We start from the raw sequence: 15,210 nt of genomic DNA on the forward strand, positions 1-15,210 counted from the left end.
GGCTCCGGGGGCCCGGCTGCTCAGCTCGTCAGCACCGCCGCCTCGGTGATGCTCGCCCAGTCGTTCTCCGGGTTCTGCCAGAACGTGATCTTGACGAACCGGGCGTCACGTCTGCCGGCCGGGAACAGCTTGGTCTCGAGCGCGGTGGTCGTCCCGCTGCTCCGGCCCTCCCAGGCCTTCTGGTACGTCGTACCGTCAGGCGAGGTGTAGACCGTGTAGTCGTTCCACCGGGTGTTGCCCTTGTGCCAGGCGACCTTCGTGCCACAGACCGGCCGGACCGCGCCCAGATCGAGGACGAGCGCGGCGCCGGAGCCCTGGCCGGACCACCTCGTCGCCAGGTTGCCGTCGATCGCGTGCGCGGCCGGGTTGATCGCCTCCGAGGTCGTCGCCGATGCGCTCGCGGCAGCGGTCGTCGTACCGCAGCTGGGCTGGGAGCTGCCCGGATCGATCTCCCGGACGCTGAGCTTGGTGACGTCGACGTCGATGGCCTCGTCCCACCGGAAGACCGCTTTCGGACCACCCCAGCTGACCACCTCGCTCTGGGTCCCGCCACAGCGGTTGGCGGTCTGGACCGGCCAGTTGCCGGTGTCGTCGCGCGACCAGACCTTCGTCCACGTGTTGGTGTTGGCGCGGTCCAGGTACATCTCCATCCGGGTGCCGCCGGGGATGTTGTACATGGCAACTTTGAAGCCGGTCAGCTTCCCCTTCAGAGCCGCGCCGCCGCCGCGGTAAGCGTCCTGGACGTAGCCCGCTCCGCCGTCGTGGAAGATCTCCTTCTCGAACCGCACCGCACCGTCACTGAACCGCAGGTTGCCCTTGTACGCAGTCCCCCAGCAAGCCTGCGGCGCACTGCCGGAGCCGGTGTGCCGAGCACCCCTTGCGTACCAGGTGAACGCGTCGCTGTCCTTCCTCCCGCCGTTGTAGCGGACGTAGCCGGTGATCTCGACGTTGCGCCAGTCGTTGGCGTCGGACATGAATCCCCGCGTCCGCAGCGTCGACTGCCGCCAGACCAGTGCGCTCTCCCGGCTGTCGTCGTACGAGGTCGTGTTGACGCTCAATCGGGTCTTCGGGTCTCGTACCTTGAACGTCCCGTCCGCGTTTCTCGTCATCGCCGGTCCGTCCAGCCGCCCGTCCTGCGCCGGATTCGCGCCGAGATACCAGGTCTGGCCGCCGGCCTTGCTCGGGTGCATCATCGCCACCCCGTCCGCGGCGCCGTCCAGGGCAGCCCGCGCCCCGACGTACGTCGCCGCTCCCGCCGTCCCGAGCAGGGTCTTGGCGTTGTAGGCCATCTGGGCCATGTACAGCGCTTGGGACTGGTACTTGTAGGTTTCCAGGGCTTTCTGGACGCGGACGTCGAAGCGGCCGAGTTTGACGAAGCCGTCGGCGATCCAGCCGGTGCCCTGGCCGGTGCCGTCGAGATAGGCGGCCGGGCGGGGCATGATCACGTCGGTCAGCGTGTGACCGAAGCGTTCCATGTCGGTGCGGGTCCAGCCCTGTCCGCCGAGCTCGGCGGCTTCGGCGACGTAGCTGAGGACGCCGTTGGCGTGCGCGACATCGGACCCCGGTCGTTTCGTGCTGCCCCATTCGGCCGCGAAGAAGTACGAGTCGGCGTCGACCACACCGAGCTTCAGCTGATCCCGCAGTCCGAGCCCGCGGTGGTTCGGCATGTGGTCGTTGATGTCGTCCCGGACCTTGATCGCCCGTCCCCGCCGGCCCGAGTCGGTGGTCAGCTGCGCGACCTCCATCGCGATGAAGCCCCAGTGCGCGGCCATGTGCGTGTTCACCCGGTAGACGTGGGAGTTCACGTTCCGCCCGACCCACTTGTCGAAGATGTTCGTCTCCAGGAACGCGAGCAAGGCGTCGTACCGCTTTCGGCTCGTCGGGTCCGCGTACGCCGGGCTCTTCCGGACGACGGCCAGCCCGTGGGCGACGTACCGCCACGCGTAGCTCTCGAACAGCGGCACCTCCTGCCCGCGCACGTCCGACCGCTGCGAGACCCAGCCACGCTTCCCGTCGCTGCGAACGCTCGACGAACGCACCATGTTCTCCGAGTAGGTGAAGAACCTGTTCAGGTACGTCGTCCGCCCGCTCGCCGCGTAGGCCGCGACCGCCGCCTCGATGCCGTAGGCGCCGTCGTAGTGATTCCACGAGTCGGCCGACTTGGTGAGCGTCTGGTACTCCGCATCCTCTGTCGTCGCGACCTTGTCGTAGCGGTCGATCCAGTACTGCACCGGCTTGATGTCCGGAGCCGGCCCGCCACCGCTCCCCTGGACGCCTGCCTCGGCGATGCTGGCCCAGTCGTTCTCCGGGTTCTGCCAGAAGCTGATCCGGACGTAGCGAGCCGCGCCCGGCGTGGTCAGCGGGTAGCTCTCCAGCCCCGCCGAACGGCCCGAGCTACGGCCTTCCCAGGCCTTCTTGAAGCTTACGTTGTCCGCTGACAGGTAGACCGTGAAGTCGTTCCAGCGGGTATCGCCGCGGTGCCATGCGATCGAGACCGCACAGACGTCCCGGCTGCTGCCGAGGTCGAGCACCAGGTTAGCGCCGTACCCCCGGCCGGACCACCGCGTGCCGAGGTTCCCGTCGATCGCGTGGGACGCCGGGTTGACCGCCTCTTCGGTGCTGGCAACCGCGCGGACCGTGCTGAGCTTCGTGGTCGCGCCGCATCCGGCGGCCGCCGAGCTGGACCGCAGGACGTGGGTGCCGGCGACCACTGTTGCACCGAGCAACAGACTGATGGCAGTGGCGAAGCCGAGGCTTCGCCGGGTGAGTGATCTGGTCATGGGCGTGGTTCCTTCTCGTGATCGGAGGGGCCGATCACTTCACTGTGCGCACGCCCGGGCCTTCCTGCATGAGTAAAAGCTGCCCACTACCGCGGAAGAGCGGCCGCCAGGTCGCGGCGGCTCTGCACGCCCAGCTTGTCGTACGACCGCTGCAAGTGGTTGGAAACGGTACGGACCGACAACCCGAGGACCTCCGCGATGGCCGCGTTGTCGAGGCCGGTCGCCGCGTGCCGGCAGATCTCCAGCTCCCGCGCGCTCAGCTGCTCCGGCGGATCGAACGGGCTCAGCCACGGCACCAACAGGCCCTGACAGCGCTCGGCGAGCCGCGCCGCCCGGTGCGCCAGCTCGGTCGCCAGTCGCCCGTCCGCGTGGTGGTGACCCGCCGCGGCGGCCTCCAGCGCCAGCCCGTTATAGCCGAGCGACTCCAGCTCTCCTGACACTGCTAGCAGGCGAGCCGAATCCGCAGCGGCCAACGCCAAGGCGTGCTCGGCGTACAGTTCGAACAACTCGCTGTCACAACGTGCGGCCAACTCCCGGACGCCGTTCGCAGCCTCCGCGCTCGGCTCGATCCGCGCCAGCAGGTACGCGGTCTCCACGGCGTTCGAGTACCGGTGGTCGGCGCGTTGCCGATCGGCCAAGGCCCGCAGCTGTTCGACCCGATCAGCAGCATCGGCGAAAACCGCAACCCGGACCTCGCCCCACGCCAGGTGGTCGCGCAACTTGGAGCCGACCGGAAACGTCGTCCGCGCGTCCGCGAGTACGTCGTACGCTGCGGAAATCCGCCCGGATGCGGCCAGGCACGCCGCCTGCTCGCTGACCAGATAGGCCTGCATCGGGAACGGCGTCCGGGCGCCGAGATGCCCGCGCGACTCGACCAGATGCGGCCAGGCCTCTTGGTAGTTGCCCGCCCACATCTCCAGCACGGCCGACTCGAAGGCCAGGAAGCCGATCTGCGCCGCGTCACCGCGCCTCACCGCCTCGTCGTAGTACCGGCGCGCTGTCGCCCGCGCCTCGGACAGGCGACCGGTCAGACCGAGCGCGTGGACGTGGCAGATCTCCGTCGCGCCCCGAATCGAGGCCCAGCCGTCCGGTGGGCTGATCTTGCCATCGGCAACTTCCTCGACGAGCTGCCCGGGGCGTCCGGTGAAAGTGAGCAGATAGGCCCGGAGCACCAGCGCGCAACAGGCGAGCACCGGATCCGATGTCATGCTCTCGGGCGCCATCCCGAGCAGCTCCGCCAGCTGTCGCTCGTCGGGCCGGTGGCGCTCATCGGCCTTGCTGAACAACAGGATGCCGAGCTGCGCGACCGCGTGCTCGGGAACGCCGCGGCAGGTGTCCGCGACCGCCTGCGCGGCCGTCGCGTCGCCGAGCCCCCACAGCAGGTTCAAGGACCGCAGTGGACCCAACTCGGCGTCATCGAGTGTACTCAGCAGCTCTTCGGCTGCTGCAGCCTTTCCCTGCGCGACGAGTGACCGTGCGAGCTCGGCCGTGCTGGACGGCGAGCTGCTCGGCAGCGTGCGGATCAGTGCCTCGGCAACGGCCGCATCGCTTCGCGCCAGAGCGAGCCGTGCGGTGGTCAGCAGCTCCTCTGGAGTCAGTTCCTCACCCGCCGCCAGTCGCCACTGCGCGATCTGAAGCCCATCTGCGAAGTCCACGCCGTTGACCCGGCGACCGCTGGCCTCCTTGGCCAGCCGGCCGAGGATCTCGGCACGGTCGTCCGGAGTGGTCGAGTCGCGGATCAGCTCGCCATACAGCGGATGGGCAGTGCTCGCGATCACGGTCGGCCCAGCCGGCTCGACGGTGATCAGCCGACGCTCCTCCAGCGCTTCCAGGGTGTACTGGTCGATCAGTTGCTCAACAAGATCCAGTAGCACCGGCTCGGCCAGCGCGATCACCGTCAGCGCGAACACCTCATCATCGGGTAGCCCCGCCAGCGCCTGCTGCACCGCGTTGCCAAGCATCGGCTGGTCGGCGGGCGAGCCGGACCAGCGCCACAGCTCGTCGTCACGCCAGAGCGAGCCGGAGCGTTCGCCGTTCTGGAGCAGGTGACGCAAGTGCAGCGGGTTACCGCGGTTCAGCTGCCAAAGCGCCTCGACGCTGACGCCGTCCATCACCCCGCGCAGCACCTCACCGATCAGCGCGGTGAACTCCGCGCGATCCAGGTTCGGTAGCTCGAGCCGATGGACCAGACCGCGGCGCAGGAAGGCGCGCACAGCCTCCGCGCCGCCGTTCTCGGAGCGTGCGGTGAGCAGGACTTTCGCTCCCACAGTGGCGATCAGGTGCTGGACCAGCCCGACCGACGCGTCGTCCAGGTGATGCACGTCGTCGATACCGATCACCACCGGGCGCCCGCCCGCCGCCGCGCGCACCTGCCGGATCACCGCACCGATCACCCCGGCGGGCTGGCGCTGTGGAGGCCGGTGCGAGAGCAGTTGCGCGGCAATCACGTACGGCACATTGCGCTGCTCCGCCCGGACCAGCGCCCGGATAACATGCGCCCCGGCCGTCGCGGCGTCCTCCAGGACGGCTTCGGCAAGCGCAGACTTGCCCACTCCGGCAGCACCAGTGATGAGCACCCCGCCGGCCGTGCTCCGCAGCAGCTCACCGACGAGCCGCCGCTGGTCATCCCTCCCGACCAGCGGCCACCGGGCGGTCAGCCGGCGCCCCAAAGCCTCCACCAGAGTTACCTCCCACCCACCACGGTAACCGCCGGACCGCCCGGCCGAGAGCCGATGAGTATCGATTGCTCATGACAAGCATCGGATCGCGTGGGACGCTGGCGGTCCACGGGATCGCGAGCGCGGCTCCGGCAGATCTGGGCCAATGTCACGGGAGACTGCATGCTCGACCTCGAGGCGCGGCGGCCTGGGCCCGCCCGGCTGGTCGGACGGGACGCCGAGCTCGCGGCGATCTGCGCGATGCTGCGCCCGCCCGGCGCGCCTGCCGTCGTGCTGGTCGGGGAGGCGGGTGTCGGCAAGACCTCGCTGCTGCACTCGGTCGCGGCCGACTGCGCAACGGCCGGTATGGCTCGTCTGCACGCCGTCGGGATGCCCGGCAACGTCGCACTCCCGCTCGCGGCGATCGCCGACTTCCTGCCTGCCTCGCTCCCCGCTGGACCGGCCGGTGGATTCGCGGCCCTTCGGGACCATCTGACGACCCTGGCGGCGCAGCGACCGACACTGATCTGCGTCGACGACGTCGACCACATCGACCAGGCGTCGACCGAGCTGCTCGCGCAACTGGCCGCCGTACCGCGTACCCGCTTCCTGCTCACCTCACGAGCAGAGTCGGCTCCCGCCGCGCTGACCGAGCGGATCCACCGTCGGCGCGGCGTCCAGGTCCAGCCGGTCGCACCGCTCGGCACGACGACCACTGCCGACCTGGCTGCGAGCATTCTGGGTGGCCCGCTGGACGGTATGAGCGCGGACCAGCTCTGGCGGCTCAGCAACGGCAATCCGCTCTTCGTCCGGCACCTGATCGAGCTGGGCCTACAGTCCGGCGTACTCAACGACAGCTCGGGCGTATGGACCTGGCGGGACGCACCGACCGCCCCGGCTGCCCTACGAGATCTCGTCGGTGACGTGATCGGCGCGCTGGGCGGGTCCGAGCGACATGCCCTGGAGTACGTCGCGCACGGCGAGGTCCTTCCGCTGGAGCTGCTCGTCGGCATGGTCGGCGCACCGGCGATCGAAGTGCTGCGAGAGCGCGGGTTGGTCACCGTCGACGGACGCGCGACCGTCCGCCTCGGCCACCCCTTGTACGGCGAGGTGGCGCGTTCGGCGAGCGGCACCCTGCGCTCCCGGCGGCTGCTTCGCGATCTCGCAGCGGCCAGCGAGCGCGCAGACGAACCAGAGCAGATGCTCCGCGTCACCACCTGGCGCCTACGGTCCGGACTGCAGGTGACGCGGGCAGATCTCGAGCGTGCGGGGGTCGAGGCGCTCGACCGCTCGGACCCGGTTCTCGCCGAGCACCTGGCCCGGGCGGCGGCGCCCGACGAGCCGCTGACGGTGCTCTGCCAGGCGCTCGTCGCGCAGAACAAGGTCGAGGAGGTCGAGGCCGCCCTGCACCGGGCCGAACACGAGGCCTGCCCGGATCCGGCACTCGGTGACTGGCGAGCCGCCCTGCGGATTCTCAACCTGTTCTGGGGTCTGCGGCGGCCGGAGGACGCACGTGCGCTGCTCGCGAGCCGGATCGACGCGTCCGGCGCCGATGACGGCCCGAGCGCGGCGCCAGGATCTCCGGAACTCCGGATCGCGAGACTGGCCCTGGCCGTGTTCGGCCCCGAGCCGGAGCTGAGCTCGGATCTGCTCGCCGGAGTCTCGCCGCCGTGCCCGGTACTCAGCGGCGTCGAGGGCACGCTGCGCGCGTATGCGCTGACCTTCGCAGGTCGCCCCCAGCAGGTCGTGGACGACTTCCAGCGCGGCCAGGTCCCCATGCCCGGACTGTGGCCGACCATGCATGGCGCAATGGCGGCCTGCCACCTGCACGCGCTGCTGATGGCTGGTGACCTGCACGCGTCGACGACAGCAGGCGCGGACTACTACCTCGCAGCGATCGAGCGCGGCGACCGGTCCGAGGTGGCCACGGTCTGTCTCGAGCTGGGCGTCGCCGCATCCTGGGCCGGTGATCGCAAGCTCGCGCTGAGCCGCCTCGGTGAGGCCCGCGCGCTGGCCGACGACCGGCTGCCGTTCCCGATCCAGGCGTACATCTTCGCGGAGTTCGCGGCCGCCGCCGCGGCGGTCGGCGACCTCGCGAAGGCGGAGGCCGGCCTGGCCGAGGCGAGCCTACGTCTGCCGGCGAGTGCCGGGTTGCGGGATCACCTCGCGATGGCGAAGGTCCGCAAGCTCGCCTGCAGCGGTCTGGTGGCAACGGCCGCAGCCCAGATCCCACCTTTGGTCGAGCGTTACCTCGCGACCGGACGCCTGACCAACGCCGCCGAGTCGCTGTACTACCTGGCCCGGCTGAAGCCGTCCGAGGCGGTCGCCGCTCAGCTCGCCGCAGTGGCAGGAGGCTGCGACGGACACCTGTTTCCCCTGCTCGCTGCCCACGCGTGCGGGCTGGCGCACCGGGACGGCGCGCTGCTGGCGACAGCTGCCACCGAACTCGCGGCCCGCGGCTTCGGCGGCCTCGCACGAGAGGCGGCCGCCGTCGTAGCGAGAACGCATGCCGGAGGCAAGGCCCAGGCCGCTGCCCAGCGGTTGCTCGACACAACGACCGGCGACGCCCAGCCCTGGACCACCGGCCCACCGGCCGTGGACACCCTCACCTGGCGGGAACGTGAGGTCTGCGAGCTGGCGGCCGGAGGGCTGGAGAACACCGCGGTGTCGGCGCGGCTGGCGATCTCGGTCCGAACCGTCGACAACCATCTGCATCGCGCGTACGAGAAGCTCGGGATCCGCCGCCGGGTCGAGCTGGCGGACGCGCTGGGGCTGCGGCTGCCCTGAGCCGAATTGGGCATCAGGTGCTCACGCGCCGCCCGGCGCTGGATCGCATGCTCAGAAGGGGCCGGACCCACGGCCCCGGAAAGAGGAGATCCCATGCGCAGACCGTCCTGGACGGCCGCGGCGACCACTGTGCTCGCCGCGGCTCTCGTCACCACCGTCGTCGCTGTGTCCGGAGCCGCCCAGGCCGACCCGGCCGGCGTCTTCCGAACCCTGAACTGGGAGAACCCGGCCGACCGGACGCTGCCCAACGCCGCACCGCCCGGCTGGATCAAGCAGGGCGGCGCCACCGACACCACCCGTCCGTACTCGATCACCACCGTGACCGGCGGCGCCCGCGACGGGTCCACGGCCGCTCGGTTCGAGCTGCGCGCTTCCGACCCGCTGGCCAACAACGGCACCCGGGCCGAGCTCAGCCAGCCCGACACCCAACCGGCCGGCGCGGACCGCTGGTACGGCTTCAGCATCAACCTGGCCGAGTACGCGCCGGACCGGGCCCGCGACATCGTCTCCCAGTGGCACGACTGCGACACCCGGGGCGCATGTCATGAGGGTTCGCCGCCGCTGGCGCTGATGACCGAGCGCGGCAGCTGGAAGATCGACTTCCTCGGCAACATCCTCGACATGGGCGCCTATCAGACTGGTCAGTGGACCGACTGGGTCTTCCACGTGAAGTGGTCCACGGGTGACGACGGCGTCCTGGAGATCTACAAGAACGGGCAGCAGATGGTCCCGTCCTACCGCGGCCGGACCTATCTGAAGGGCCCGCGCTCGCCGTACTTCAAGTTCGGGATCTACAAGTGGAAGTGGAACAACAAGCAGAACCCGGACTCCGACACCCGCAAGCGGGTCATGTTCTACGACGCACTGCGGCTCGGCAACGAGCGGGCCACGTTCGCCGATGTCGATCCGGCCCAGGGCGGAGTCGGCACCCCGACCTGCGCGACCCCGGCCGTCGTCCCGATCCAGAACGTCTTCGCCTCGACCTCCGAAGCGGCCAACCCACCGGCGAACGTCCTCGACGGCCGGCTGCTGACCCGCTGGTCCGGACAGGGGTACGGCGCCGCGCTGTTCGCCGATCTCGGGTCGGTGCGCAAGCTCTGCGCGGCCCAGGTCGCCTGGCATCGCGGTAACCAGCGATGGAACGACTTCACGATCTACACCTCGGTCGACAACGTCAGCTACACCAAGGTGTGGGAGGGCCGCAGTTCCGGCAAGACCATGCAGCTGGAGACCTGGAAGTTCACCGCCGCCCCACGCGACGCGCGCTACGTCCGGATCTCGTTCTGGCAGAACCCGGAGAACGACTGGGCCAGCATCAGTGAGCTCAAGCTGATCGGGGCCACTCCGTGATCAGGTTGCCTCGAGCAACAGCCCTCGGAGCGGCGGCGGCGCTGGCCGTCGTCGCCGCTCTGAGCGGTTCCAACGGTCCCGCGCAGGCCGCCGAAGTACCGTCGGACGTCGTCGGGTCGATCCCCGGCTGTACGACGGCGCCGGCGGTGGCCGGCGTCACGGCGAGCACCGCGGAGGAGATCAACCCGGCCGCCAATGCGGTCGACGGGAGTCTGTCGACACGCTGGTCCGGGTACGGCGCGGGTGCCGCCCTGACCCTCGACCTCGGAACGAGCCAGCCGCTGTGTGGAGTCAAGCTCGCCTGGTTCAAGGGCGATCAGCGCTGGAACGACCACACCGTCTACACCTCCGTCGACGGCACGGCGTACACGAAGGTCTGGGCGGGCCGGAGCTCGGGCGGAACGGACGGCTACGAGTCGTACCCGTTCGCCGGGCCGATCAACGCCCGCTACGTCCGGATCTCGTTCTGGCAGAGCGCGCAGGGTCTGTGGGGCAGCATCTCCGAGGCGCGGGCGCTGCGGCCGGACTCGACACCACCACCGACCGGCGAGACCAAGGTGGTTGTTGCCGTCGGTGACATCGCACGGGACTGCTCCGGCAGCAGCTGCGACCAGTACAAGACCGCGGCGCGCACCGCCGCGATCAGTCCCGACCGCGTCCTCACGCTGGGCGACCAGGCCAACGGGCCCTATACGAAGTTCACCAAGTACTTCGACCCGGCCTGGGGTCCGCTACGAGGCAAGATCAACCCAACCGTCGGCAACCACGAGTACGACGACGCCGGCGCCGCTGGCTACTTCCGGTACTTCGGCAGCGCGGCCAAGCCGCAGGGCGCCAGCTGGTACAGCTTCGACCTCGGCAATTGGCACATCGTGTCGCTGAACTCCGAGACCGAACGCCAGTCCGGTAGCAACCAGCTCAAGTGGCTGCGTGCGGACCTGGCCGCCAACAGCAAGCGCTGCGTCCTCGCGTTCTGGCACCGGCCGAAGTTCAGCTCCGGCTCCGGGCACGGCAACTTCCCGAACATGAAGCCGTTCTGGGACGAGCTGTACGCCGCCCGCGCGGAACTCGTGCTGAACGGTCACGACCACAACTACGAGCGATTCGCCCGGCAGAACCCGTCGGGTACCAAGGATGCGAACGGCCTACGGCAGTTCGTGGTCGGTACCGGCGGCAGCGGAATGCGTGAGTTCGGGCAGATCCAGCCGAACAGTGAGGCGCGGCGCGCGATGGAGCTCGGCGTCCTCCGGCTCGAGCTGGCCGACAACAGCTACTCATGGCAGTTCGTCCGACACGACGGCGTCGTCCGCGACTCCGGCGGTCCTGAGCAGTGCCGCTGATTCTCCTGAAGAGGGGGCGCCTGCCGTAGCAGGCGCCCCCTCATGGCGATCAGCCGTTGCGCAGTAGCTTCGCGTTCACCGCCATCTGGGCGAGGAACTGCGGCTGGCTCTGCACCGAGTGGTTCTCCAGCTTCAGCTGCACCCGGGCGTCGAAGCGCCCCAGTTTCACGAAGCCGTCGGCGACCCAGCCGGTGCCCTTGCCGCTGCCGTCGACGTACTGGGCCTTCGGCAGCACGACGTCGGTGAGCAGATGGCCGAACCGGTCCATCTCGGTCCGGCTCCAGCCGCGCCGCTGCCGGGTCGCCTCGGCGACGTAGCTGACCACGCCGTTGGCGTGCGCGACATCGGAACCAGGACGCTCGGTCCGGCCGAAGGTGTCGTTGAAGAAGTACGCGTCCCGATCGACCACCCCGAGTTTCAGCTGATCCCGGATGCCCAGGTTCCTGCGGTTCGGCATGTGGTCGTCGATGTCGCGCTGGATCCGCACCGCCCGGGCCCGGCGGGCCGGATTCTTGGTCAGCTGCGCGACCTCCATCGCGATGAACGCCCAGTGCGCGGCCATGTGGGTGTTGACGCGGTACACGTAGGAGTTCACGCTGCGCTTGGTCCACTTGTCGAAGACGTTGGTCTCCAGGAATGCCTGGACGGCGGCGTGCCGGCGGCGGATCGCCGGATCGGCGTACAGCTTGCTGTTGCGGATCGTCACGAGCCCGTAGCCGACGTAGCGCCAGGCATAGCTCTCGAAGAGCGCGACCTCCTGACCGCGAACGTCCGGGCGTTGCGAGACCCAGCCCCGGTACCCGCCGGCCCGCGGCCGGGCGGAGCCGATCAGGTTCTCGGCGAGCTGCAGGAACCGCTCGGCATCGGCCCGGCGGCCACTCGCGTCGAAGATCGCCGCGGCCGCATCGACGGCGTACGCGCCGTTGTAATGGTCGTACGAGTCCGCCGACCGGGTCAGCCGGTTGGCCTCGGCGACCTTCGCCTTGGCCGCCCGGTCGTACTTGGCGATCCAGTAGGACGCAGGCTTCGGCCGCGGCCGAGCGGCGGTCCCGGCCGCATCGCTGTCCACGAGGTCGGCGGCAACGACCGCAGTGCCGCTCAGCACCAGGCTGAGCGGCACGGCGATCGCGAGCGTGCGCCGCATTCAGAACCCCGCGACGTAGTACGGCGCGAGCGACATCCAGCCGTTGCGCGCGGCGCCGTACCGGACGCCGTTGTCGGCCTTGGCCAACGTGTACCAGGCGTCCACGAAGTCCGGGTCGTCGGTCCACCAGCTGTCCGGGATCGCTGCGATCACGGCGTCGGCCAGCGGCTTGTAGGCGCCCTGGTCGGTGATCGTGAGCAGCGCCGACGTGATCGCCTGGGCCAGCGCACGGTAGTTGGTGTCACCGTCGTCCTCCATCATCACGGCGTCGGCCAGGTTGTACTTGTACGACGACCAGTTCACCAGGATCTGGTTCGGCCGGTAGGTCTTGCCGTCCTCGTCCAGGTACGGCATCGTCACCGTGTTCACCACCGGCTTGCCGTTCGGCCCGAAACCGGTGACGAGGGTGAACATCTCGGCGGCGCCCTTCGTCCACGGCTCGTGGTCGTCGGAGACCCGGACCGCGGTGATCCGCGAGGTCCAGAAGCCGGCCGTTGCGTTGGCCGTCGGGGTCAGCCCTTTCGCGGCCAGCTCCTGGCTGACCAGTTCCATCCCGCGGCTCATCGCCTTCGCGACATCCAGGTCCAGCACATAGACCGGTCGCTGCGGCGCCGCCTTCGCGTCGAGCACGTGGGCCTGTCCACGAACGTCGTACGCCGTCACCCGCTCGGCCACCTCGTTGCCAGCAGCAACGGCGACCCACGGCTCCAGCCTGGTCTGACGAGCCATCTCCGGCGTGCCGAATCGCAGGCGCAGCAGCGAACCGACATCGCTGGGCAGACCCTTCACGGTCTGCAGCCGGCGGTCGGCGTCCCGTACGGCGGCCGCCAGGCGCTGACCACCGCTGGTCGTCGAGCGCGTCGTCACTGCCTGCAGGTCGACCTCGCCGTCGACCGCCGCTGAGCGCAACTGCGCTCGCCAGGCGTCGTCACCCAGCGACATCGCCAACAGCCGGGCGGTGTCCCGCTGGATCGCGCCGACCGGCGATCGCTCCTCCGCCGGCGCACCGGCCTGTGCCGGCGCCACACCGAACCCGAGCACGCCGAGCAGGACTCCGGCGACGGTCCACCGCCGGAATGTCTTTCTGTTCAAAGGATCTCCTCTAATCGAGGGCGCACAGGCCGAGCCCGTCCGCCGCCTCACCGACCGTTCCCGCAGAACCTTGGCGAGTGCCCCGCGGTCCGACAAGGACCAGAGCGGTCTTCGGCCGAAGATGAGTACCGATCGCTCAGCCGGGCCACCGGCCCGGGGACATGACGAAGGCCCGGACCAGATGGTCCGGGCCTTCCGTAGTAGCGGGGGCAGGATTTGAACCTGCGACCTCTGGGTTATGAGCCCAGCGAGCTACCGAGCTGCTCCACCCCGCGTCGCTGGGTCCAGATTAGCCGACGGGCTCTCGGCAACCAAGCCGGTTTCCGGTGTGCCCGAAAACCCATGCCGTGGGCGGTGGTTGCGGGCGTACAGTCCCGGTATGTCCCGACTCGACCTTCGACCCTTCGAAACAACGGATCTGCCGGCTGCGGCCGCGCTGCTGGCGGAGCGGCATCGGGCGCATCGTGAGCGCCATCCGCTGTTGTCGCCTGCGTATGAGGATCCGCAGCGGGCGCTGGTGGAGGTCACGAAGGTCTGGGAGTCCGCGGATGCTTCGGGGGCGGTGCTGCACGACGGGGATGAGCTGACCGGGTACTTGCTCGGGGCACCGAAGCAGTCGCCGGTGTGGGGTCCGAACGTGTGGGTGGAGGCTGCCGGTCACGCTGTGCGGACGCCGGAGCACATCAGGGACCTGTACGGCGCGGCTGCGGCCAGATGGGTCGCGGAGGGGCGGATCGCGCACTACACGCTCGTGCCGGACGACGCCGAGCTGCTGGATGCGTGGTTCCGGCTCGCGTTCGGCGCGCAGCATGCGCATGCGATTCAGGCGGTGCCCGCGACGCCGATTCCGCCGCGCGAAGGGGTGACCGTACGACGCGCCGTCCGGGCGGACATCCCGGTGCTGGCCGAGCTGGATCTCGCGCTGCCGCGGCATCAGGGCTTGTCGCCGGTCTTCGCGGCCGGGACGCTGCCCAGTTTGCAGGAGGCGATCGACGAGTGGGAGGAGGACTTCGACGATCCGGGCTCGGTGACTTTGGTGGCCGAGAGCAACGGGCGGGTGATCGGGTCGGCGATCGGTACGTCGATCGAGCGGGGCAGCACGCACAGCGGGCTGTCACAACCAGACGACGCCGGCTTCCTGGGGTTCGCGGCGGTGTTGCCCGCGGCCCGTGGTCTGGGCGCGGGCCGAGCGCTGGGTGAGGCGGTGCTGAACTGGTCGGCCGAGGCCGGCTACACGTCGGTGGTCACCGATTGGCGGGTGACGAATCTGCTGTCGTCGCGCGCGTGGCCCGCGCTCGGCTTCGAGCAGACCTTCCACCGGCTGCACCGGCTGATCGGGCACTGAGCGGCGAAGTTTTCCACAGATCCGGAATTGACCGGCCGGAACACCGGCTGATCGGTGCATCTTCTTGGGCAAGAGGCGCCGCGCGGGTCGCGGCGCCGAGGTGACCAGGAGGCAACCATGTCGCGATCGTCCCGCCATTCCCGAGTCCTGCCGCGAACCCGCCGTATCGTGGCCCGGAGCGCGGTGGTGCTCGCGGCCGTGGGCGTCTGGCCGACCGCCACGGCGGCGGCCATCGGTCCCTCGGCGCCGCCCGCCGCCGTTTCCCCGTCGATCGAGCAAAGGGCGCACACCGTGGACGGCTTCGTGATCGAGTATCTCCCCGGCGGTATCGGGTCGCCGAGCGACTTCGAGTACGAGTGGGAGGAGGTGATCTTCCACAGCCGCGTCTGGGAGACCGGCCCGGATCCGGCCGGTGCGTTCAAGGTCGACCTGACGGTCAAGACCCTGCGCGGCGCGAAACTGTCGGATCTCGAGGCGCTGAAAGCCTTCCTCGTCGAGTACGAGGAGCGCGATCCCGCGACCTGGCAGCCGCGCCCGGTGAAGGTCGGCGCCTACGACGGCCTGACCGTCGACAACGAGGTCTTCTACTTCATCGAGCCAGGCCTCGCGGCCGAGGTCTCGATCGACCTCGAACGCTTCGCCTCGGAAGAGCTCCTCGCCACCGCGGCCGGTTTCCGTCCCGAGGGCTGACTCGATGCTCTCAGCAACTACCTGG

General features: G+C 69.7%; 9 protein-coding genes and 1 tRNA gene. 5 read left to right on the forward strand and 5 right to left on the reverse strand.

Annotated features, from left to right (window positions below; all coding sequences use genetic code 11):
• Positions 1-20 precede the first annotated feature (20 nt).
• Both ACZ6ZD_RS00230 and ACZ6ZD_RS00235 read right to left on the reverse strand, forming a co-directional pair.
• Positions 21-2,780, reverse strand: a complete 2,760-nt coding sequence (locus tag ACZ6ZD_RS00230) for a discoidin domain-containing protein (RefSeq protein WP_465666763.1) — start codon at positions 2,778-2,780, stop codon at positions 21-23.
• 86 nt (positions 2,781-2,866) lie between these two features.
• On the reverse strand, positions 2,867-5,458 hold the full coding sequence (locus ACZ6ZD_RS00235; RefSeq protein ID WP_465666765.1) for an AAA family ATPase: 2,592 nt from the start codon (positions 5,456-5,458) through the stop codon (positions 2,867-2,869).
• Between the two features lie 162 nt (positions 5,459-5,620).
• On the opposite strand from ACZ6ZD_RS00235, the gene ACZ6ZD_RS00240 reads away from it, so the two are divergent.
• From ACZ6ZD_RS00240 to ACZ6ZD_RS00250, 3 genes are all read left to right on the forward strand, one after another.
• A complete protein-coding gene (locus ACZ6ZD_RS00240) occupies positions 5,621-8,224 on the forward strand; it encodes a helix-turn-helix transcriptional regulator (protein ID WP_465666766.1) in 2,604 nt (867 codons plus the stop codon).
• Positions 8,225-8,317: 93 nt separating this feature from the next.
• Positions 8,318-9,574, forward strand: a complete 1,257-nt coding sequence (locus ACZ6ZD_RS00245) for a heparin lyase I family protein (protein WP_465666768.1) — start codon at positions 8,318-8,320, stop codon at positions 9,572-9,574.
• A complete protein-coding gene (locus ACZ6ZD_RS00250; RefSeq protein WP_465666770.1) occupies positions 9,571-10,914 on the forward strand; it encodes a discoidin domain-containing protein in 1,344 nt (447 codons plus the stop codon). Before ACZ6ZD_RS00245 ends, ACZ6ZD_RS00250 begins: the two co-directional genes overlap by 4 nt.
• A 49-nt stretch (positions 10,915-10,963) precedes the next feature.
• On the opposite strand, the gene ACZ6ZD_RS00255 is transcribed toward ACZ6ZD_RS00250, so the two are convergent.
• The 3 genes from ACZ6ZD_RS00255 to ACZ6ZD_RS00265 form a co-directional block, all read right to left on the reverse strand.
• Complete coding sequence (locus ACZ6ZD_RS00255) at positions 10,964-12,058, reverse strand: hypothetical protein (RefSeq protein ID WP_465666772.1); 1,095 nt, start codon at positions 12,056-12,058, stop codon at positions 10,964-10,966.
• Positions 12,059-13,150 carry a DUF3103 family protein gene (locus ACZ6ZD_RS00260; RefSeq protein WP_465666774.1) on the reverse strand — a complete coding sequence of 364 codons (1,092 nt, stop codon included), beginning with the start codon at positions 13,148-13,150 and terminating at the stop codon, positions 12,059-12,061.
• Positions 13,151-13,351: 201 nt separating this feature from the next.
• Positions 13,352-13,425: transfer RNA gene (locus tag ACZ6ZD_RS00265), tRNA-Met, on the reverse strand.
• 104 nt (positions 13,426-13,529) lie between these two features.
• Between ACZ6ZD_RS00265 and ACZ6ZD_RS00270 the strand changes: the two genes are divergently transcribed.
• Positions 13,530-14,495, forward strand: a complete 966-nt coding sequence (locus tag ACZ6ZD_RS00270; RefSeq protein WP_465666776.1) for a GNAT family N-acetyltransferase — start codon at positions 13,530-13,532, stop codon at positions 14,493-14,495.
• A 117-nt stretch (positions 14,496-14,612) separates the two neighbouring features.
• Complete coding sequence (locus ACZ6ZD_RS00275; RefSeq protein WP_465666778.1) at positions 14,613-15,185, forward strand: hypothetical protein; 573 nt, start codon at positions 14,613-14,615, stop codon at positions 15,183-15,185.
• Positions 15,186-15,210 lie beyond the last annotated feature (25 nt).

Source organism: Kribbella sp. NPDC104218 (assembly GCF_055584105.1).